The following is a 21,129-nucleotide window of genomic DNA, read 5'->3' on the forward strand; positions in this document are numbered from 1 at the left end:
AGAACTTTAGGTTTCCAGACTAGCAAGATGCAAGCCGGATGGCACAGTGAATACGACAGATGACAAAAATTTAGGCTTTTCGGACGACGACTCGCTCGCGCGACCGATCCGCTGGGTGCGGTGGACCGCGCTGGCGGTCGCCATGCTTCTGGTCGCGCTGTTGGCAACAGGATGGTTCCTGCGCAAGACGGTTGCCGAACGCGCGCTGGCGGGTTGGTGCGCCGAGCGGGCACTCACCTGTGAGGGGACATTCGTCCGCATTGGTTCGGATGGTGCTACAATTCGCGGACTCAAAGTCAGCGCTGGCGCCCATGTGCCGTTCGAGGCAGCAGAGGCCATCGTCCGTCTGAACTGGCCACGCCTGCTGACCCCGAAACTGACCGGTGTTTCAGTCGACAGGCCCGTGGTGCGCGGCACGCTCGGCGATGATGGCGTCCGCTTCTATGGGCTCGAACAGCTGGGTGGGCAGTCGGACTCTTCCGCACCGCTGCTATTTCCCGCGATAGACATTACGGACGGACGCATTTTTCTTGCAACGGACGCGGGTGAGCTGTCTGCAACGGTCTCGATGCAAGGGACCTTTCCAGCCAGGGGCGCTCTGGACCTCGTGCTCGACCCGGCAGACCTTCAAGGCCCTGGCAGCCAGTTCAAATGGTCCGAGGGGATCGTCTCCCTCCAGGCCGACAAGGGCCGTATTTCCGGCGAGGCCAGCCTGATGCTGGAACGGGCAGAGCTGAAATCCGTCTCTGTCTCGAATGCGTCATTCGATGCGACAGTGGACGCGGCCGATGTCGGCGATGGTCCCATGACATTAAGCTGGCGGGGCGAGATTGCGGAGGGGTCGTTTCCGGGCGGAAAGCTGAGCGCGGCGCGAACCGAAGGTGAGGCCAGTTTCACCGAGCTGCCAGGCCTCTCGGCAAGTGATGTCATGTCTGTACTCACCGAGGCGGCGTTCAGGCTGGAGACGGCGGCGGTATCGCGCGACAGGTATGGCGCCGACGCTATGATCCTCGAGGCCCAGCTGACGGGTGATGCCGGTAATATAGGCGGTCCGGTCAGCCTGAATGCCGTCAACGCCAAGGCACCGCAGGGCAAGGCCGGGCGACTCGCGTCGCAAGGCATGTTCAGCCGGTCGGCGGAAGGCACGCTTCTTTATGCCGGCAATGCATCAGCATCCGGCGCGGAGGTGACGCCAGGACTGCGCAAGGATCTGACCGCGCCCGTGGTGTTTCCCGGAATGCTCGCGGATCATGGCGCCAGCCTGCGGTCGGCCATTGATCGCGGGCTTGCCGGTTTCGATCTGGACATGGAGCTGAGTGCCGGTTCGCGGGACGGCGTCTTCTCCTTCTCGAGCCGCGAGAAGACCGTGCTTGAAGCCGCGTCCGGACTGCGTCTGGTCATCTCGCCGCTTCAGGTGGGGCCATGGCTGGCCATTCGCGGGGCGGAACGCAAGGTCAGCGGCAATATTTCCCTGTCGGGAGGCGGCGCACCGAATTTGACGCTGTCGCTCGATCAGGTCCAGCAAGGCGAGTCCGGGCTGGATATCAGATCGCATGATCTGAAGCTGAGCCCCTGGTCGGCAGGTGGTAAAGTCCTGTCAGCAGATCTTGAGACATTCAGCCTGTCGAGCGCGCCGGAGGCATTCGACCTGCTCAGTCGCGGTCGCCTGTCGCTGTCGGGACCTGTTTCCGGCATCAACCTGAAAACGACGGATTTTTCCGGCGGTTTCCACGTCACGCGTGATGATGCCGGCTGGCAGGTCGTGCCAGACGGGACGAAGTGCGTCAGCGTCAGAAGCCGGGGATTTGTTTTCGGCAGCATTCAGGCCGAGCCGGCGAATCTGACTGTCTGTCCCTCCGGTGGCGGCTTCATCCGCAAGGGAGGCAAGTTCCCGAGTGGTGCCGTTACGCTGGGAGCTGTCGAGCTGCCGTTCTCAACCGGCTCCACGTCGGGTGCGCTGAAGCTCTCGAAAGCATCCGTCGACTGGTCGTCAGATGGCGGCCTCGCCATGACCGTCCTGGCGAGCCATATGGACCTGCCGCTGACGATCGGATCGCGCACCTTGACGCTGTCCGGTGAAGCGCCCCGCATGGGGATCGCGACCGGACGGGGCACGCCAGAACTGTCAGCACGCCTTGGTGAGACAGTCTTTGGTGGCACAATGATACCGGCGAAAGTATCGGCGGAGAGTTTTCGGTTCGATGGCACCAGCGGGAAAGGCGGTCTTTCAGGCGATCTCAGTGCAAATGGCGTACTGATAAAGGATTACAGGGACGACCCGATTTACCAGCCGCTGATCTCCGACATGACGGCGACGCTGACGAACGGGCAGATGGCGATGACCGGGCCGCTTCGCCTCCAAGCGAGTGACACGACAGTGGCCGACACGACGCTTGACCTCGACGTCGCGAAACTGACGGGCCAGGCGGCAATCCGGTCGCGGCCGCTCGCCTTTCGCACGGGCGGGCTTCAGCCCGTCATGCTGTCGGAGAAACTGCGCGGTGTCTTCACCTATGCCGATGGTGACGCGTCGGCCAGGGCGGATGTCGATATCGTTTCCGGCAGCCTGTCAGCTACGGGACAGGTCACGATTGAAGATTTCGGTTTCCAGACAACGCGACTGGGCCGGGTCGAAGGTGTCAACGGCACTGTCAGGTTCAGCGACCTGTTGGCCCTGACAACCGATCGCCGGCAGGTCGTCACCGTCGGCGCGATGAACATCGGCGTTCCGCTGACGGATGGCCGCATCGAATTTCATCTCGACAAGGGCAATGTGGTTGGCGTCGAGACAGCCGGGTTCCCGTTCGCGGGCGGCCGGATCGCACTCTCACCACTTGAGTGGACACTCGGCGGGAAGGATCAGCGCGTGGAAGTGACCGCCGACGCGATCGAACTCAGCCAGCTGGTCTCGGTTCTGAAGCTGCCGGATGTCCAGGCAACGGGCACGGTGAGCGGCACGTTCCCGGTCGATTTTGTCGGTAGTGAGGTTCTGGTGCGCGATGCGCGTCTGGCAGCGGATGCGTCTGGCGGGCGAATTTCCTATACCGGCGATGCGGTGGATTCGGCCGCCGAGAGTGATCCGAACGCCAAAATGGCATTTGACGCGCTCAAAGACCTGCAATTCTCCGTTCTGGAAATTGGCCTGACGGGCGACCTGATGAACCGGACCATCGCCAGCATACATATGCTTGGTCGCAATACGCAGCCGCTCGCGTTCGGAAAGAACCTCACCATGCCAAAAGGACAGGCCTTCGAGTTCAATCTTTCGCTCGACGCCAACCTGACCGAACTGGTCAGAAGCGGTTCCTATGCCACCCAGCAGGACAAGTTCGTCAATATCCTCGTCGATCTGGCCAATGACGAGGAGAACCAGACAGGTGAATGAGAGACAACCATGCGGTCGATTGACGTTAAGCTGAACCGTGTCATGTTCGCGCTCAAGGAAAAGGAGTCATAAATTGACGACCCCGCAGAAAACCATCTTGCTCGTCGGGTGCATCGCTCTCACAGCGGCATGCACGCCGACCATTCGTATCGAGCCGTCTGACAAGCCGATCACGATCAATCTGAATGTGAAGATCGATCAGGAAGTGCGCATCAAGCTCGACAAGGAAGTCGAAGACCTGATTTCCAGCAACCCCGATCTGTTTCCACAATAGCGACGACAGGATATAAGTCATGAACATGATCAGGAATATCTTTCTCGCTTTCGCCGTCGCCTCGCTTGCCATCGTGAGCGCGCCTGTCGCGCATGCTGGGGATCCGCAGCTGGAAGCTGCGATTTCGGCCGGTGAAATCGGCGAGCGTATCGACGGCTATCTTGGCGTTGTCGGCTCGGCTGACCCGGCAATTGTCCGCAAAGTGCAGGAGATCAATAACAAGCGCCGCGCACTCTACGAGCAGCTGTCGCAGCAAACCGGCACAACAGTGGCCCAGGTCGCCCGCGTCACAGGTGAAAAGCAGATCGCTCGTACAGGGGCCGGCCAGTATTACATGGACGAAACCGGCGCCTGGAAGAAGAAATAGCCTTCAGGCTTCGGCCCGGGAACGACACGGTTTTTCAACAGCCCTCGCAGCCACGCTGTGAGGGCTGTTTCATGCCCGCTCCCAATCGGCACCACACGTCCCGTCGCAAGACTTTCATACCCGATTGATTGACACGAGACGCGGCTCACTCGATTCTGTGGGCAATGTGAATTCAAAACGGGGCTGGACCTTCCATGATCGATCCTGCACGGCTTTCAGCCTTTATCTCCTCACGCATCTGCCACGACCTGGTTTCACCCGTCTCGGGCGTCACCAGTGCGCTTGAAATGCTGGACGAGCCCGGCGATTCCGAAATGGACCAGCAGTTTGAGGAATTGCTGCGGTCGAGCGCCCGCAAGGCGGCCGCAACGATCCAGTTCCTGCGCTATGCCTACGGTTCGCTCGGCCTTCAGGCGGGCACGGCGGACATGCACGAATTCAAGAAGATTACCGAGAACTATCTGCACGGTCTGAAGCCCAGTATCGAGTGGGATATCACGACCGACCATCTGAGCTATTCCCATGCGCGCCTGTTGATGAACCTGATCATGATGGCGGTGGATACGCTGCCGCGCGGCGGCGTGATTCATGCGCGCGTACGCAATGAAGCCGCAGGCATGACCCTGACCGTTTCTTCCCGTGGAGAGCGGGTGAAAATGAAGGATGAGGCGGCGAGGTCAGTCCAGGGGATCGAGCCTGAGGAAGGCTGGAAGCCGGAAAACATTCAACCCCTGTTCGCGAAGATGATCTGCGACAGCCTTGATGGCGAAATCACCGCCAAGCAGGGCGACGATGTTGCAATCATCATGGCCACGCGAATTCGCGCTGAAGGGTGAGCCGGGGTCGGCAGGATTATTTGAGTCTGGCAGCGAATTCTTAACGCTCGTCGGGCACCAGTTAACTTGGCTGACAAGTCTGCGTTGGGAGACGGAACATGAAAACCTGCCTGATTGTCGACGATTCCCGCGTCGTCCGCAAAGTTGCGGCGCGTATCATCCAGGATCTCAAGTTCAAAGTGACCGAAGCCGGCGACGGCGCCGAGGCGCTGAAAGCCTGCCGCGAAAGCATGCCGGATGCCGTTCTGCTGGACTGGAACATGCCCGTGATGAACGGCCTCGACTTCCTGCGGGCGCTTCGGCGGGAAGATGGCGGGAAGAAGCCTCTCGTGGTATTCTGCTCAATCGAAAACGACGCAGAACATATCAATGAGGCCATCCGATCCGGCGCCGACGAGTTCATCATGAAGCCGTTTGATGCTGATATTCTTGAGAGTAAATTCGCAGAAGTCGGCCTTGTTTGAAGCATTTCTTAATAAAAGCCCCGATATTGGTAACGATTAGGGTTTGAATCACCCGGGACCGGAGCGGGATATGCAGGACGAGGTGTTCAGTGAATTGGCGGATCTGGCCCTGAAAGGGTCAGGCCAGTCGATTCCGAAATCCAAGGCGTATCTGATTGAAGCGCGTCTGGCCCCGATTGCGCGGCGCGAAGGATTCGGCTCGATGGATGATCTTGTCCATTGCCTGAAATCACGCGCGAATCCGGCCCTTATCGCAGAAGTCGCTGCGGCGCTCGTCTCGAAGGATACGAGCTTTTTCCGCGACCGCGATACGCTCAGGCGTGTGCTGGAAGAGGTCCTGCCGGCGCGGCTCAAGGCAGGCAATACCGGGCGCCTGAAAGTCTGGTTCGCCGGCGGTTCGACCGGCCAGGAGGCCTATTCGCTCGCCATCCTGCTTGAAGACGAATTGCCCTCCGCCCTGCGCGGCGCAAAGATCGAAATCCTGTCCACCGACATCTGCAAGGTAGCGACAGAGCAGGCCCGGCTCGGCCGCTATGGCCACTATGATGTGCAGAAGGGCCTGTCGATCCACCGCCTGACCAAACATTTCAACCGGCTGGAAACCGGCCAGTGGGAAGCCAGCGAAGCGCTGCGCGGCCGTGTCAGTTTCCGCCAGCACAACCTGCTCGAAAGCGCGGCAGGCCTTGGCAAGTTCGACGTCATTTTCTGCCGCAACGTGCTTGCGGGAATGGCGCGTTCCGCACGGGTCAGCGTGGTCGAAAGCCTGTCGGTCCAACTGGTTCCCGGCGGGATGATATTGCTGGGCCAGGGCGAAGGCCTGATCGGCCTGACCGACAAGCTGGAACCTGCGCGTGATTTCCGCGGCGCCTGGGTCGCGGCCGGAACGGCGAATGCCGAGGCGTCAGCCGCCTGAGCTTCAGCTGTAGCCTTGCCGCGCTGGGCCCTCGCAATTTCCCTTTCCCCGCGCTATATGCGCCCTTCCTGAAGCTGCTCCGGGCCTTGAACCCGGTGGGAGTATGAGATGACAGATGCAAGAACCGTTGCCTGGACGGGCGGCGTGAATTCCCTCGGATTTGCGAAATCGCCTGCAGATACGCGGGTTGTCGCCGCCATGTCGGGCGGGGTCGACAGCTCTGTTGTGGCGGCGATGCTGAAGGCCGAGGGCTATGACGTGATCGGCATCACGCTGCAGCTCTATGATCATGGCGCCGCCATCGAGAAGAAGGGCGCCTGCTGCGCCGGGCAGGATATCCATGATGCCCGCAATGTCGCCGACCAGATCGGCATTCCGCATTATGTGCTCGATTATGAAAGCCGCTTCCGCGAACAGGTGATGGAAGATTTCGCCGACACCTATCTGGCCGGATCGACGCCGATCCCGTGCATTCGCTGCAACCAGACGGTCAAGTTCTCGGACCTGCTTCGCACGGCGAAGGAGCTGGGCGCCGATTGCCTGGCGACGGGGCATTATATCCGCCGTACGGATGGCGAAGACGGGCCGGAACTGCACCGGGCGGCAGATGCGAGCCGCGACCAGTCCTACTTCCTGTTCGCCACGACGCGCGAGCAGCTGGACTATATCCGCTTTCCGCTCGGCGGCTTGCCGAAGACCGAAGTGCGCGAGCTGGCTGACCGGTTCAACCTGCCAGTCGCGGCCAAGCCTGACAGCCAGGATATCTGCTTCGTACCGGAAGGCTCCTACGCGAAAGTGGTGGAAAAGCTTCGCCCCGGGTCCGGGCGCGGAGGCGAGATCGTGCATCTTGATGGCAGGGTGCTCGGGAACCACGAGGGCGTGATCCATTACACGATCGGCCAGCGGCGCGGGCTGAACGTGGCCGTGGGAGAGCCGCTGTTCGTGGTCAAGATCGATGCGCCGCACCGGCGGGTGATCGTCGGGCCGCGTGAGGCATTGATGACGAGCGGCCTGTTGCTGGAAGAGCTGAACTGGCTGGGCGCCGGGACATTGGAAGCGGCGGCGGATGCCGGCGCGGCGGTGCTGGTGCGGGTGCGCTCGACACGGCCGCCGGTGCCGGGGCGGCTCGGCTGGCAGGGCGATATTCCGGTGATCTGGTTCGATCAACCTGAAGAAGGCGTTGCGCGCGGGCAGGCGGCGGTCCTGTATGACCCGGATGGCACGACACGTATCCTGGGTGGCGGCTTTATCCTGAAGCCGATCCCGGCGGATGAGCGGGTCGTCGCAGCCTGATTTCGCCTGCGCGTGCGGCGCCTTCATCTCCCCCGGGAGAGGGCAGTTTCGTGTCACCCCATCCAGTCGGGTGGGGCGACGGTGGTCGGGCTGGCGGGCATGGCGGGTTGGGGGTGGCGTTCGAGCAGTCTGGCGACGATGGCGTCGGCGACGCGGTCAGCCTCGCGTAAAGGCGGGTAGGTCCAGGTTTCCAGCGTGCCGCCGAACCAGCGCGCCGCACCATGATCGATCAGGCTGTCATGCAGGCGGTCGAACTTGTCGTGCCGTCCTTCGAGACGGGCAATGTGCACCGGCAGGCCATGCCAGGCCGCGTCTGACAGCATGTTGGCGCTGTCTTCGGTGACAATGGCGACATCAGAAAAGGCGAGCCAGGCAAGATAGGGATTCTGGCCGTCTTCCGGACCTGACCAGAAACGGGCACCGACCTGGTCGGCAAAACTGCGGAAGCGGGCGACCCCGGCCAAAGGCGTGCGGCGCGACGTGGTGATGCGCAGGCGCCAGCCAAGGCCGGCAAGGTCGCGCAACTGGCCTTCGATACGCTCGGCGGCCGCGTCGGAAAACGTGTGCGTTTTGGAATCGCCACCGATGATGACGATGGCGCTTTTGGCGCGCTCGTCGGCAAGGTCGGCAAAGGCCTGCCCCGCATCCTCGATCTGGTCGGGCGCGAAATAGGAGGGCGAGCCGATTGTTTCGATCACGTTCGGGCCGGACACGCCGTCATGCGAGGGCACGACCAGCATGTCGAAATTATCCGGCGCGATATTCGGGTCGAGGATCTGCACAGTCATGGTCTTGCCCCCTGATAGCGCGCGCACCGCCCGTGTGAACGGCGCCGAGCGGCGGCCGGCCGCGATCCAGACCGTGGGCCAGGGCCCTTCGAGCACGCTGCGCTGACCGGCAGGCAGGGAATGTTTCAGCAGGGGCCATTTGTCGGCCGGCAGCCATGTCCATGGCGCGCGGGGGCTGAGCGTGATCGGTTCGTTGCGATGCGCCGCGCCGTCAATGTGCGCAATCTTCATCCAGCGGCGTGTCTCGCCCAGCGCCTGAAGAATGGCACGCACCTGGGACGCGTTGCCCGCGCGGCCATCTGACACCGCCCAGACGGAAGGTCCGAGCGGGCCGCCCCCGCTCATTTACTTGTACTCGACCTTGGCGATCTCATAGGCGCGTGCCCCGGACGGAGCGGCCACTTCGGCCTCGTCGCCTTCTTCCTTGCCGATCAGGGCACGGGCGATGGGCGAGGTCACGGAAATCTTGCCCAGTTTTACCGAGGCTTCGTCTTCGCCGACGATCTTGTAGGTCTGCGAGTCTTCGGTGTCGACGTCGACAATCGTGACCGTGGCGCCGAAGCGGATCCTGGTGCCGCTGAACTTGCTGACATCGATGACGTCAGCGCGCGCGAGCTTGTCGTCGATCTCGCTGATCCGGCCCTCGATGAAGCTCTGCTTCTCCTTGGCGGCGTGATATTCGGCGTTTTCCGACAGGTCGCCGTGCGCGCGCGCTTCCGCGATCGCCGCGATGATGCTCGGACGCTCAATGGATTTAAGTGCCTTCAGTTCTGTCTGAAGTGCAGCATGGCCTTCAGCGGTCATGGGAATACGTTCCATGTCGGATCCCTTATTCTTCTCTATTGGCGCGAAATGCTTGTCGCAAAAATGCAGGCCGTCAAGTGGCCCCCGATCAGGCCGATTGCAAGGCGCGAACGGAGATTTCCCGTGATTTCAGGCTGGCGATCGCCTGAACCGAGGCGATCGAGGCTGAAAGTGTTGTGAAATAGGGGATCTTGCGGTTAACGGCTGTCCGCCGGATGGACGCGCTGTCGGACAGCGAGGCCGCACCTTCGGTTGTGTTGAAAACCAGATGCACCTCGCCGTTGATCATCGCGTCGACGATGTGCGGCTGGCCTTCGAGCACCTTGTTGATGCGGGAAACGGGCAGGCCTTCGCTCTCGAGATAGCTGGCCGTGCCACTGGTGGCGACAAGGCTGAAGCCCATGTTCACGAGGTTTCGGGCGGCCTCTGTGACGCCTTTCTTGTCGGAATCGCGCACCGAGATGAATACGTTCCCGCTTTCGGGCAGGTGGACGCCGACGCCAAGCTGTGACTTGAGGAAGGCCATGCCGAAATCGTCATCCCAGCCCATGACTTCGCCGGTCGAGCGCATTTCCGGGCCAAGCTGGGGGTCGACACCCGGGAAGCGGGCGAACGGGAAGACAGCTTCCTTAACTGCCACGCGGCGCGGATTGGCATTGGTCAGGTCAAAGCTGGTGAGGGCTTCGCCCGCCATGACCTTGGCCGCGATGGCGGCTATCGGCGCGCCGACGGCCTTGGCCACGAAGGGCACGGTGCGGCTGGCGCGCGGGTTTGCCTCGAGGACGTAGATTTCGGTATCCTTGACCGCGAACTGGATGTTGATGAGGCCGCGGACCTTGAGCGCCAGGGCGAGGGCCTTTGTCTGTTCCGCGAGACGGGCCTGCAGGCTGGCCGACAGCGTATAGGGTGGCAAGGCGCAGGCGCTGTCGCCGGAATGGACGCCGGCTTCCTCGATATGTTCCATGATGCCTGCGACGTGGACATTCACGCCGTCGCAAATGGCGTCGACATCGACTTCAATGGCGTCCGACAGGTAGCGGTCGATGAAAAGGGACGCGTCGCCGGAGACCCGCAGCGCTTCAGCGGCGAACTCGCGCAGGTCGGCATCGTCACGCGCAATCTCCATGGCGCGGCCGCCGAGCACGAATGACGGGCGCAGCATGACCGGATAGCCGATTTCGTTCGCCTTGATTTCGGCCTCCGCGACGCTGCGGGCAACGCGGGAGGGGGCCTGCTGGATGCCTAGCCTGTCGAGCAGGGCGGCGAACTGTTCGCGGTCTTCGGCAAGATCAATGGATTCCGGGCTGGTGCCGAGGATCGGGATATTCTCGTTGTGCAGCGTGGACGCGAGTTTCAGCGGTGTCTGGCCGCCGAACTGGACGATGACGCCCTTCAGCGTACCGGCGGACTGTTCCTTGTGGATGATCTCGAGCACATGCTCGTCGGTCAGCGGCTCGAAATAGAGGCGATCTGACGTGTCATAGTCGGTCGAGACGGTTTCCGGGTTGCAGTTGACCATGATCGACTCGATGCCGAGGTCTTCCATCGCGTAGGCGGCATGACAGCAGCAATAGTCGAACTCGATGCCCTGGCCGATCCGGTTGGGGCCGCCGCCAAGGATGATGGCTTTCTCGCGGTTCGAGGGCAGGGCCTCGCAATCGGGTGCTTCGGTGCCGAACGAGGCGTGTTCGTAGGTGGAGTAGAGATAGGGCGTCCTGGCGGCGAACTCGGCAGCGCAGGTGTCGATGCGCTTGTAGACGGGGCGCACGTTCAGGGCGTGGCGGTAGCCGCGCACCCAGGATTCCGACTGGCCGACGAGCTGGCCGAGGCGCTTGTCGGAGAAGCCCATGGCTTTCAGTTCGATGAGTTCATGCGCATCGTCCGGCAGGCCCTGGGCGCGAACATCGGCTTCGACGGCGACGATGCCCTTGATCTGGCCGAGGAACCATGGGTCCATCGCGGTAATCGCCTGGACTTCGGCGACGCTCATGCCGTCGCGCAGGGCCTGGGCGACGACCTGGAGGCGGGTTGGCGTGGGCAGGGCGAGCGCCTGGCGCAGGGCTGCGTCGGTTTCGAAGGGCATGTCATCAAGGCCGCTGAGGCCCGTCTCGAGCGAGCAGAGCGCCTTCTGGAGGCTTTCCTGGAAGGAGCGGCCGATGGCCATGGCCTCGCCGACGGATTTCATCGCCGTGGTCAGGACCGGGTCGGCGCCCTTGTACTTCTCGAAGGCAAAGCGCGGAATCTTGGTAACCACGTAATCGATGGTGGGTTCGAAGGAGGCGGGCGTGACGCCGGTAATGTCATTGTCGAGTTCGTCCAGCGTGTAGCCTACGGCGAGCTTGGCGGCGATCTTGGCAATCGGGAAGCCGGTGGCCTTGGAGGCGAGCGCGGAAGAGCGCGACACGCGCGGGTTCATCTCGATGACGATCAGGCGCCCGTCTTTGGGATTGACCGCGAACTGCACGTTCGAACCTCCGGTCTCAACGCCGATCTCGCGCAGGACGGCGATCGAGGCGTTGCGCATGATCTGGTATTCCTTGTCGGTCAGCGTCAGCGCCGGGGCGACGGTGATCGAGTCGCCGGTGTGCACGCCCATCGGGTCGATGTTCTCGATGGAGCAGATGATGATGCAATTGTCCGCCGTGTCGCGGACAACTTCCATCTCGTATTCCTTCCAGCCGAGCAGGCTTTCGTCGATCAGGATCTGGGCGTTGGGCGAGGCGGCGAGACCGGAGCGGCAGATTTCCTCGTACTCCTCGACATTGTAGGCGATGCCGCCGCCGGTGCCGCCAAGGGTGTAGGCGGGGCGGATGATGGCGGGCAGCCCGACCGTTTCGAGGGCGTCCATGGCGGCCTTGAGGCCGGTGAGGCGGTCATAGCCCTTGATCCTGCCATTCTCGCCGCGGATTTCCGGCGAAGCGATGATGGCGGCGCGCGGGTTTTCAAGGCCGATCCGGTCCATGGCTTCGCGGAACAGCTTGCGGTCCTCGGCCATCTCGATGGCTTCGGCCTTGGCGCCGATCAGCTCGACACCGTGCTTTTCGAGCACGCCTGCATAGTGCAGGTCGAGCGCGCAGTTCAACGCCGTCTGGCCGCCCATCGTGGGCAGCAGGGCGTCAGGTTTTTCGACTTCGATGATCTTCTCGACAATCTCCGGCGTGATCGGCTCGATATAGGTTGCATCGGCCAGATCCGGGTCGGTCATGATGGTGGCCGGATTCGAGTTCACGAGGATGACCCGGTAACCTTCGGATTTCAGCGCCTTGACCGCCTGGACCCCGGAATAGTCGAACTCGCAGGCCTGTCCGATGATGATCGGACCCGCACCAATGACCAGGATTGAGGATATGTCGGTGCGCTTTGGCATGGTCGTTTCTCTCTCCGGGTCAAACGGGTGCCTGATAGCGGGGAGTCGATGTCATAAGCAAGGACAATCCGGTCTTTGATATGAGAAAAGCCCCGTATCCGGTGAAGGATACGGGGCCTTGTCGTCACGACGCGTGGCCGCCTTTGAGCTGGAACTTACCAGCGGCGCGAATCGTAGGGATAGCGGTCATAGGCATTGGCATAGCCGTCGCCATCAGCGTCCCGCTCGTCTTCCTGGTCTTTCACGCCGGGCATGTCGCAGTCTTCAGCCTCGGAGCAGCCTTTGGCTGCGCCAGCTGCACCGCCCAGAACGCCGCCAATCACGGCGCCGCGTTGAGCATCACCGTCACCGACATTGTTACCGATCACGGCACCTGCAACGGCGCCCGCAGCAGCACCATAGGCCGCGTTTTTCTCAGTTGTGCCGCTGGATGTACAGGCGGCCAGGACGATGGCGCTGGCGCCTGCAGCGAAAAGCTTCAAATAGGTTGTCATTGGTGTGCTCCTTGTCTGGTCACGGGGTGCAAACGTCCCTTATCCGACACGGTTCCATCGCGTGCATTACAAGACCGTCAGGATAGCAGGCTGCAGTCCGGCCGGTCAGGTCCAGCGCTTGGCCAGTTTCTGGCTGATCGCGTCGGAGCTGTCGCGGGCCGCGCCCTGGTAGCCTGTATTGGCGTCGGACACGAAGGGGTTCGACTGGCGCTCCTGGCCGAAGGTGGAGATCGCCCCGTGACCCGGCACGAACCGCATCTCGTTGCCCAGCGGCCACAGCTTGCCGGTGATCGAGTCGATCAGCTGCTGGTGATTACCGCGCGGAAAGTCTGTCCGGCCGATCGAGCCCTGGAACAGGACATCACCGACAAAGGCGAGCGCGCCTTCCTGATTGTAGATCACGACATGGCCGGGCGTATGGCCCGGACAGTGGGCCACGCCGAATTTGATGCCGCCGAGTTCCAGCTCGTCACCATCATTCAGGTAGCGGTCGGGTTTGACATTCCGGCCATCGGTAATGCCGTATTTGGCACCCTGCGCTTCGAGCTCGTCGAGCAGCCATTGGTCGTCTTCGTGAGGGCCGATGATCGGGCAGCCAGTGCGCTCGGACACGTCAGTGGCCGCGCCGGCATGGTCGAGGTGGCCATGCGTCAGCCAGACGGCGACGATCTTCACGCCGAATTGCTCAGCCGCGGCCATCAGCCGGTCGACCTCGCCGCCCGGATCGATGAACACGCCTTCCATGGTCTCGGTCGACCAGATCATGGACGTATTCTGTTGCAGGGGGGTCACCGGAATGATCCGGATTTCCAGCTTTGGCTTGTGTGCTTGTTCGGTCATGATCCTACAGATAGCGTTGCTGGAACTGTTCGTGAAGCACTTCAGGCGCTTTCGCGTCGGGGAAGGCTCGGTTAAGACTTGGCTCAGCGCGATTATCCGGAAGGGCCGACACAATGCGAATGCCACGAAGACGGGGCGGCGGTGGGCTGCCAGGCGGCCGGTTCATGATCATCATTATTGGCCTGGTGGGCCTGTTCATCTATTGGCAGATGAACCAGACAGAGGTGCCCTTCTCCGGACGCAAGCAGCTGAACACGATGTCGCTGCAGGACGAAGTGACGCTCGGCCAGCAATCCTATGTGCAGATACTCCAGCAGGAACAGCAGCAGGGCAACCCGGTTCTGTGCGCCACCGAGGCCGCTTGTGCCGGCGCCGAGCAGACGCTGACGCAAGAGGTGCGAGCAATCGGCGCGCGGTTGCAGGCGGCAGCGATCGAGCTGGAAGCGGACCTGCAGTCGCAGGGCTATACGTTCACGCCTGTCGCCGACCAGTTCGACTGGACCTATTATGTCGTCCAGTCCGATACGCCGAACGCCTTCTGCCTGCCGGGCGGCTATGTCGCCATCTATACAGGCATTCTCGACATTACCGGTAATGGCGACGGGCAGGTGACGCTGGACGATATCAGCGATCCGGACAAGCTGGCCGTGGTGATGGGGCACGAGATCGGCCATGCGCTCGCCCATCATGGTGCCGAGCGGATGAGCCAGCAGAAGGTGATGCAGATGGGCCAACTGGCCGTCGGTGCGGGTCTTTCCGATATGGATGCGGGCCAGCAGCGGGCGATCATGCAGGCGTTTGGCGTGGCGGCGCAGGGCACGGTGCTGAGCTTCTCGCGGGCGCATGAGACTGAAGCCGACAAGATCGGGCTCGATCTGCTGGTGCGCGCCTGTTACGACCCACGCGAGGCGCCTGAACTGTGGGAGCGGATGGGCAAACTCAATGAGGGCCAGAGTCCGCCGGAATGGATGTCGACGCACCCGGCCTCGCAGACCCGTGCAGAGAATTTCCGTGTGTGGATGCCGGACGCGATTGCCGAATATGAACGCCGTTGCGGGCCGCTGAAATAGTCCGAGGTCTGCGCAGCATCAGGTTTGACGGCCGGCCTGCTCCAGGCCATCCGGCCAGAATGAAAACGGCCGCCCCATCCTGAATCAGGAGAATGGAGCGGCCATCCCGTCCACCTGGGCATGCTGCCGTGTCCCCACCCAGCCTGCTGTGCTTTCAGTGATATGGTCAAATTCGACGGATCGAATCCATCGATTTGTAAGTTTTACATACCACTGGTATGATAAGTTTTCAATCCAAGAAATTTCAATGGTCAAGAGGACGTCAGAGCAGGCTGAAGAAACCCGCCGAGCCATTCTGGATGCGGCCAGGCACCTGTTTGAGACGCAAGGCTATCCCCGGACATCCATTGCAAACATTGTCGAGGCGGCGGGCATTTCGAAAGGGGCCCTGTTCCACCATTTCGCCAGCAAGGACGCGCTGTTTTTCGAGATATGGAAGGAAATGCAGCTGGAAATGGATGCACAGGCCCGCGCAGCAGCGCAGGCAGGGCGTTCGAAAACCGATCCCTATGCGGCCTTTCTTGCAGGAACGCGGGTCTATTTCAACTGGGCATCACGGCCGGGTTTCCAGCGTGTCGTCCTGATTGACGGTCCGGCGGTGATGGGCCTGGACGGCTGGCAGGAGAATGATGACCGGCTGGGCCGCAGCAATGTCGAACAGGGCGTGCGCTATCTGGCCCACAAGGGCCTGATCGCCGAAGATGGCATTGTGCCGATCTCGATCATGCTGCTGAACGCGCTGAATGGTGGCGGCTTCGCGCTGTCGCGCCGGGAATCCGGGCTCACGCCCGACAACCTGTTCGATGCCTTCGAGGCGCTCCTGAGAGGGCTGCGCTAGCTGATCGGGTCGACATGCCTGTCGCCGGACGGGTTCACCCGCCACCACGCGGCGATCGCATAGCGGCGGGCATGGGTCACTTCGACGGCATGCGGTATGGTTTCCGACAGCATGAAGGCAGCGCCACCGCCCAGAGGCAGAAGGCGGGCTGCGGGGCTGTCGGCCTTGCCCGCGCGTTCCGGCCAGACGACCAGTTCGCCACCCTGATCGTCCTGCCAGTCTTCGTTCAGATAGACGACAAGCGACATCACCCGATTGCGCGCGCCCTCGAAACTGTCGAGATGGCGATCATAGAACCCGCCTTCCGGATAGACGGCAAAACAGGCCTCGAACTCGAAAAGGCCGATCATCAGCGCGCGGTTGAGGCTCTGGCGTATCGGTTCGGCCCAGTCGAGGAAAGCCTGTTGCGCCGGGCTTGATCCATCCAGCCAGGCGATACCCGTGCGCCGGACGGAGCCGTCGCGCTGGAAGGCCGCTTCGCGGCCGATCCCGGCGGCTTCGAGATCCTGCCGGGCATCGAGCGCCTGCAGTTCGGCGCGCAAGGCGGCCGTGAGGTCGTCTGGCAGCAGGTTCGGTTGCCAGCTCCAGCCATGCGCGGCGAGATCGGCGGCAATGGCGCTGAGGCGGCTATCAGCGGGGGGCGTAACAGCCAGTGTCATCGGGTCAGCCGGGCCATTCACCCACGATGGGAATCCATCAGGCCAGCAAAGCGCTCAAACAGGTAGAAGCTGTCCTGCGGGCCGGGGGAGGCTTCAGGATGGTGCTGGACCGAGATGATCGGCTTGCCCGCGACGCTGAGCCCGGAATTGGTGCCGTCGAACAGTGACCGGTGGCTTTCCTCGACGCCGGCGGGCAGCGTGGCCGGATCGACGGTGAAGCCGTGATTCATCGACACGATCTCGACCTTGCCGGTGGTGATATCCTTGACCGGGTGGTTTGCACCATGGTGGCCCTGCGCCATTTTCATCGTCCTGGCGCCAAGTGCGAGCGCGAGGAGCTGGTGGCCGAGGCAGATGCCGAGGATCGGCGTTCCGCTGTCGATCACGTTGCGGATCATGTCTCCCGATCTCAGGATCGTTGCTGCCGGATCGCCCGGACCGTTCGAGAACACGACGCCATCAGGCTTGAGGGCGGCGATCTCGGCGGATGTCGCGTCACCGTTCACAACGGTCGTGCGCGCGCCGACACTGGCCAGGTTACGCAGGATGTTCTTCTTCACGCCGAAATCGACGACGACGACATGGTACTTTGCGTCATCAAGCCGGCCATAGCCGCTGCCGGCCTTCCACACCTGCTGGAAATTGTCATAAGTGGCGTCGCCATCGACATCGGCGGCAAGGTCGGCATCGTCGAGGCCCTTCCACGCGCGGGCCTGTGCGATCAGCGCATCCGTATCGATACTGCCCTCGGGCTGGTGGCAGATTGCAGCTTTCTGCATGCCCCGCTCGCGGATGAGGCGGGTCAGCGCGCGTGTATCCACGCCTGACAGGCCGATGATGCCGCGCGTCTTGAGCCAGGCGTCGAAATGGCTGGTCGAGCGCCAGCTGGACGGTGCCGTTATGGGCTCGCGGAAGATCGCGCCGCGCGCAGCCCTGGCGGCTGCCGGTGAGGATTCTTCCTGGTCGTCAGCATTTGCGCCGACATTTCCGATATGCGGAAAGGTGAAAAGCACCACTTGCGAGGCGTAGGAGGGGTCTGTCAGGATTTCTTCATAGCCGGTGATGCTGGTATTGAAGCATAGCTCGCCGACATTCGTGCCTGCTGCGCCAGCGCCAATGCCCAGAAAAACGGTGCCATCGGCAAGGGCAATCGCTCCCGTGGCGCGCGAGTCGGGTTGAACTTTCGTGTCTTTAGTCATATCTCATTTCGCCTCCGGACCGTTTTCCGGTCGTTAACCCAACCGACCGAGAATTTCGTCCGGTTAATGGGGCTGAGTCTGCGCATCGTCAAGCAAACTGGCGTCTGCGGCATGTGAAAGGCAATAACGGCATGGGCCGAGAGGACACAAGTGAGACGATGTCGCTGAAGGCGCGTATTGTTCAGGCACTGAAATCCGAAACTGCGAAGGGTGCCAGTGACGTGGAACTTGCCACGCTGCGCCTGATCGAATGTGCTGTGCGTGACCGTGATGTCTGCGCGCGCGGTCGCGGCGTGGGGGAAGGATGCCCTGACGCTGACGTGCGCACCGTGCTCGAAACGATGGTTGCCCAGCGCGAGGTGTCTGCCCGCGAGCATGATGCGGCCGGGCGCATCGAGGATGCGATCCGCGAGCGCGAGGAAATCGAGGTCATTCAGAAATTCCTGCCGGTCCCGCTCAGCGGCAAGAAGCTGGAAGCGGCTGTCGGGGAGATTGTCGAGGATCTCGGTGCCTCGAAGCTGAAGGATGTCGGGCGCTGCATGTCGGCGCTCAAGGAGCGCTTTCCCGGCATGATCGACACTGGCAGCGCCGGCAAAGCCGTTCGCGAGGCCCTGTCGCGGTCCTGACGCGGCTTATGCCCGTAACCTGTAGAAAGCATTGCGCGGCGTCTGCGCCAGCCCTCGCCCATGCTTAATTTTGAATCAGTTCCTCGGAACCTTGCGCGCCCAGTTCGCGTTGAACGGGTGGCATTACAAGGAAAGGAACTCCTCATGAAACACCTCATTGCCCCTATAAGTGCCGTGGCGCTCATGGCCGGTCTGGCCGCATGCTCAGGTGCGGACACGACGATCGAAACGGCGGATAATGACACCGCGCCGTATTCGGAAAATACCGTTGACGACATGAATGATACGACAGTCGACACGGATATCACCACAGAGACGGAACTTGATCGTCCGGTCTATGTCATGGCCGCCGGCGAAATGAAGGCATCCAGCCTGATTGGCGACGATATTATCGGCGCAAATGGTGAAACCATTGCCACCGTGGCCGACATTCTGATCGGCAGAGACATGGGTCCAGGCCAGATCGTGTTCCGCGATGGCGGCGTTCTGGGAATTGCCGGTGAACTTGGCACTCTGCCATTCAGTTCCGTGTCCGTGACCATGGACACTGATGGAGAGCCAATGGTTTCGGCGGCTCTCGTTGATGAATCGCTGGAAGGCGTGGCTGAATTCGAACAGGACGGCATGGACGATTTCCGCCTTGCCTCCGAGCTGATCGGTACCAATGCCGAACTGGCTGTTGCTGACACCTATTCGCGCATCACGGACCTGATCATCAGTTCCGATGGTTCCGTGAAGCAGGCTGTGGTGACCGACGGCCTGTCGGGCGTCGCTTCAGCAGAGCGTCTCGTGATCGACTTTGATGCCATCACCGTTGTCCAGGGTGACAGTGAAGGCGAAGTGATGATCAACAAGACGAGCGAACAATTGAAGATGGCTCCTGTCTTCAATGACTAGGCATATCCATGAGCCAATCTGGCTTTGAAGACTGGCCCTGCCGCAAGGCAGGGCCATTTTTTTTGACGTGCCGGTTCGGCAATCTGTGCGTTCCCGAAAGCGGCATGACGCGCTACACTTGCCTGAATGTCCCAGACCGTCCGCATCCCTGATGGCTTCGTCGAAGAACTGAAGGCCCGTATCCGGCCTTCGGACGTGATCGGCCGCAAGGTCAAGCTGGTCAAGAAGGGCAAGGAATGGGTCGGCCTGTCGCCTTTCACCAATGAGAAAAGCCCGAGCTTCTACGTCAATGACCAGAAGCGCATCTTCAAATGCTTCTCCTCCGGCATGGGCGGCGACGTGATCAGCTTCGTTATGGAGACCGAGCGCCTGTCATTCATGGAGGCAGTCGAGAAACTCGCGGAAGAAGCCGGCATGAGCCTGCCCAGGGCAAGCCCGGAAGCGGCAGAGGAATACGACCATCGCAAACGCCTGCAGGCTGCCTGTGAGGCTGCCGCGACCTGGTTTGAGGATTGCCTGCAATCGGCCGAAGGCGCAGCAGCGCGGGTCTACCTCGAAGGGCGCGGCCTGATGCCGGGCGCATGGCGGCGCCACCGTCTCGGCTTTGCCCCGGATGACTGGCGCAAGACATCCGAACACCTGAAGTCGCAGGGCTTCTCGATGGCGGAAATTCTTGAGGCGGGCCTGGCCAAGGAAAGCGACAGGGGCGGCGAGCCCTATGATGCCTTTCGCGGGCGGCTCATGTTCCCGATACCGGATTCGCGTGGCGGGATCATCGCCTTTGGCGGACGCGGCCTGACACCGGATGCAAAGCCCAAATACCTGAACTCCGGCGATACACCGCTCTTCCACAAGTCGCGCGTGCTCTACCGCTACAGGGCGGCGCGCGAGGCGCTCGGCCATGGCGAAGACGGCGGCCTGATCGTCTGCGAAGGCTACATCGATGCCATCGCGCTGGCCGAGGCCGGGTTTGGCCAGGCCGTGGCGCCGCTGGGCACTGCCCTGACCGAAGAGCAGATTTCGCTGCTCTGGCGGGCGGGGCCGGAACCTGTGCTCTGCTTTGACGGGGACAGCGCCGGACTTGGCGCCGCCTTCCGCGCGCTCGACAGGGCCCTGCCGCATGTCGAACCCGGCCGGTCGCTGTATTTCGTGCTGCTGCCGGACGGCATGGACCCTGACGACCTGATTCGCGAGCGCGGACCGGGGGCGATGGCCGAGGCGCTGGATAACAGGCTGGCCCTGTCGGAACTGCTCTGGCGGCGGGAACGCGACGTCGAACCGCTCGATACGCCCGAGCGTCAGGCCGGCCTCGAGGCACGACTTGCAGCGGCGGCGGCGCAGATCAGGCATCCCGGCGTGCGGGCCGCCTATGAACGCGATCTGAAGGCCCGCATGCGGGATCACTTCTGGCAGGTGCGTCAGGCAAATCGTAGTAATAACAGCAGAAAGCGGACCGGAACGGGACAGATTCCCGCCTCAGGTGAGTCTGGCCAGTCTGCACTCAGGGGCGGCGCACCAGCCAAGCTGCGCGGCCTTGGCGCGATTGTGCGCGCCGTGGACAGCCCCTTCCTTCTGGACTTCGGTGCAGAAACCCTGGCGGCGGCCGCGTTTCCCGATCCGGATGTCAGTCACATCCGCGACTGCGTGCTGGACTTTGTGAACGCAGGGAAACCTATTGACCGCAAGGCCTTGAGCGCCCATTTACTGGAAGCAGGGAACATGCGCGCTTCCAGATTGCTCAAAGATTATCCTGATACGCCTCAGATAGCGGCCGATGGGCCCGAGGCACGGGAATGGCTGATAGCCCTCGAGCAATACATGGCGGTGAGAAGTTCCGACGAGCAGGAGCCCGGTTCTGGCATGGATGCTGCGAGCGGGGAGTCGACGGCGTCACCTTCAGCGTGGCGGCGGCGTCACCAGCTTGTCGCAGAACGCCGGGCCTTGAAGGCTCGCATGAACGAGGCAGCAGGAAAAGTCGGCGAAAGCTAAGGCGCAGGTCAGTTTTTTGGGTCATC

At 62.1% G+C, this 21,129-nt stretch carries 19 protein-coding genes; 12 read left to right on the forward strand and 7 right to left on the reverse strand.

Going from position 1 to position 21,129, the window contains the following annotated elements:
• Positions 1–46: 46 nt before the first annotated feature.
• From ACQ66M_RS11760 to mnmA, 7 genes are all read left to right on the forward strand, one after another.
• Positions 47–3,385, forward strand: a complete 3,339-nt coding sequence (locus tag ACQ66M_RS11760) for an intermembrane phospholipid transport protein YdbH family protein (RefSeq protein WP_430403963.1) — start codon at positions 47–49, stop codon at positions 3,383–3,385.
• 73 nt (positions 3,386–3,458) lie between these two features.
• Positions 3,459–3,659, forward strand: a complete 201-nt coding sequence (locus ACQ66M_RS11765; RefSeq protein WP_350170608.1) for a YnbE family lipoprotein — start codon at positions 3,459–3,461, stop codon at positions 3,657–3,659.
• Between the two features lie 19 nt (positions 3,660–3,678).
• The gene (locus tag ACQ66M_RS11770) at positions 3,679–4,026 is read left to right on the forward strand and encodes a YdbL family protein (protein WP_350170609.1); all 348 of its coding nucleotides are present in this window, start codon (positions 3,679–3,681) and stop codon (positions 4,024–4,026) included.
• A 194-nt stretch (positions 4,027–4,220) separates the two neighbouring features.
• Positions 4,221–4,862, forward strand: a complete 642-nt coding sequence (locus ACQ66M_RS11775) for a histidine phosphotransferase family protein (RefSeq protein WP_350170610.1) — start codon at positions 4,221–4,223, stop codon at positions 4,860–4,862.
• A gap of 98 nt (positions 4,863–4,960) precedes the next feature.
• Positions 4,961–5,326 carry a response regulator gene (locus ACQ66M_RS11780; protein WP_350170611.1) on the forward strand — a complete coding sequence of 122 codons (366 nt, stop codon included), beginning with the start codon at positions 4,961–4,963 and terminating at the stop codon, positions 5,324–5,326.
• 70 nt (positions 5,327–5,396) lie between these two features.
• Complete coding sequence (locus tag ACQ66M_RS11785; protein WP_430403965.1) at positions 5,397–6,239, forward strand: CheR family methyltransferase; 843 nt, start codon at positions 5,397–5,399, stop codon at positions 6,237–6,239.
• A gap of 108 nt (positions 6,240–6,347) precedes the next feature.
• Positions 6,348–7,532 carry a tRNA 2-thiouridine(34) synthase MnmA gene (gene mnmA, locus ACQ66M_RS11790; protein WP_430403967.1) on the forward strand — a complete coding sequence of 395 codons (1,185 nt, stop codon included), beginning with the start codon at positions 6,348–6,350 and terminating at the stop codon, positions 7,530–7,532.
• Positions 7,533–7,585: 53 nt separating this feature from the next.
• Here mnmA and ACQ66M_RS11795 read toward each other — a convergent pair whose 3' ends face one another.
• From ACQ66M_RS11795 to ACQ66M_RS11815, 5 genes are all read right to left on the reverse strand, one after another.
• On the reverse strand, positions 7,586–8,665 hold the full coding sequence (locus ACQ66M_RS11795; RefSeq protein WP_430403969.1) for a mitochondrial fission ELM1 family protein: 1,080 nt from the start codon (positions 8,663–8,665) through the stop codon (positions 7,586–7,588).
• Complete coding sequence (gene greA / locus ACQ66M_RS11800) at positions 8,666–9,139, reverse strand: transcription elongation factor GreA (RefSeq protein WP_350170615.1); 474 nt, start codon at positions 9,137–9,139, stop codon at positions 8,666–8,668.
• 73 nt (positions 9,140–9,212) lie between these two features.
• Positions 9,213–12,491 carry a carbamoyl-phosphate synthase large subunit gene (gene carB / locus ACQ66M_RS11805; RefSeq protein WP_430403971.1) on the reverse strand — a complete coding sequence of 1,093 codons (3,279 nt, stop codon included), beginning with the start codon at positions 12,489–12,491 and terminating at the stop codon, positions 9,213–9,215.
• A 155-nt stretch (positions 12,492–12,646) separates the two neighbouring features.
• Complete coding sequence (locus ACQ66M_RS11810; protein ID WP_350170617.1) at positions 12,647–12,985, reverse strand: YMGG-like glycine zipper-containing protein; 339 nt, start codon at positions 12,983–12,985, stop codon at positions 12,647–12,649.
• Between the two features lie 105 nt (positions 12,986–13,090).
• Positions 13,091–13,825, reverse strand: coding sequence for an MBL fold metallo-hydrolase (locus ACQ66M_RS11815; protein ID WP_430403973.1), 735 nt, complete (start codon positions 13,823–13,825; stop codon positions 13,091–13,093).
• Between the two features lie 164 nt (positions 13,826–13,989).
• On the opposite strand from ACQ66M_RS11815, the gene ACQ66M_RS11820 reads away from it, so the two are divergent.
• Positions 13,990–14,895 carry a M48 family metallopeptidase gene (locus ACQ66M_RS11820; protein ID WP_350170619.1) on the forward strand — a complete coding sequence of 302 codons (906 nt, stop codon included), beginning with the start codon at positions 13,990–13,992 and terminating at the stop codon, positions 14,893–14,895.
• 247 nt (positions 14,896–15,142) lie between these two features.
• A complete protein-coding gene (locus ACQ66M_RS11825) occupies positions 15,143–15,733 on the forward strand; it encodes a TetR/AcrR family transcriptional regulator (RefSeq protein WP_350170620.1) in 591 nt (196 codons plus the stop codon).
• Here the strand turns inward: ACQ66M_RS11825 and ACQ66M_RS11830 are convergent.
• Entirely contained in the window at positions 15,730–16,392 is a 663-nt protein-coding gene (locus ACQ66M_RS11830; RefSeq protein ID WP_430403975.1) for a 2OG-Fe(II) oxygenase, read from the reverse strand. The genes ACQ66M_RS11825 and ACQ66M_RS11830 overlap by 4 nt on opposite strands.
• 17 nt (positions 16,393–16,409) lie before the next feature.
• Complete coding sequence (carA, locus tag ACQ66M_RS11835) at positions 16,410–17,591, reverse strand: glutamine-hydrolyzing carbamoyl-phosphate synthase small subunit (protein WP_430403977.1); 1,182 nt, start codon at positions 17,589–17,591, stop codon at positions 16,410–16,412.
• A 131-nt stretch (positions 17,592–17,722) separates the two neighbouring features.
• Between carA and ACQ66M_RS11840 the strand changes: the two genes are divergently transcribed.
• The 3 genes from ACQ66M_RS11840 to dnaG all read left to right on the forward strand — a co-directional run bounded on the left by ACQ66M_RS11840 (position 17,723) and on the right by dnaG (position 21,103).
• On the forward strand, positions 17,723–18,217 hold the full coding sequence (locus ACQ66M_RS11840; protein ID WP_430403979.1) for a GatB/YqeY domain-containing protein: 495 nt from the start codon (positions 17,723–17,725) through the stop codon (positions 18,215–18,217).
• 144 nt (positions 18,218–18,361) lie between these two features.
• Positions 18,362–19,114: a PRC-barrel domain-containing protein gene (locus tag ACQ66M_RS11845; protein WP_430403981.1), complete on the forward strand. Its 753-nt coding sequence runs from the start codon at positions 18,362–18,364 to the stop codon at positions 19,112–19,114.
• Positions 19,115–19,240: 126 nt separating this feature from the next.
• On the forward strand, positions 19,241–21,103 hold the full coding sequence (gene dnaG, locus ACQ66M_RS11850; protein WP_430403983.1) for a DNA primase: 1,863 nt from the start codon (positions 19,241–19,243) through the stop codon (positions 21,101–21,103).
• Positions 21,104–21,129: the final 26 nt, after the last annotated feature.

It is taken from the genome of Hyphomonas sp. (assembly GCF_965284475.1).
Lineage (GTDB): Bacteria > Pseudomonadota > Alphaproteobacteria > Caulobacterales > Hyphomonadaceae > Hyphomonas.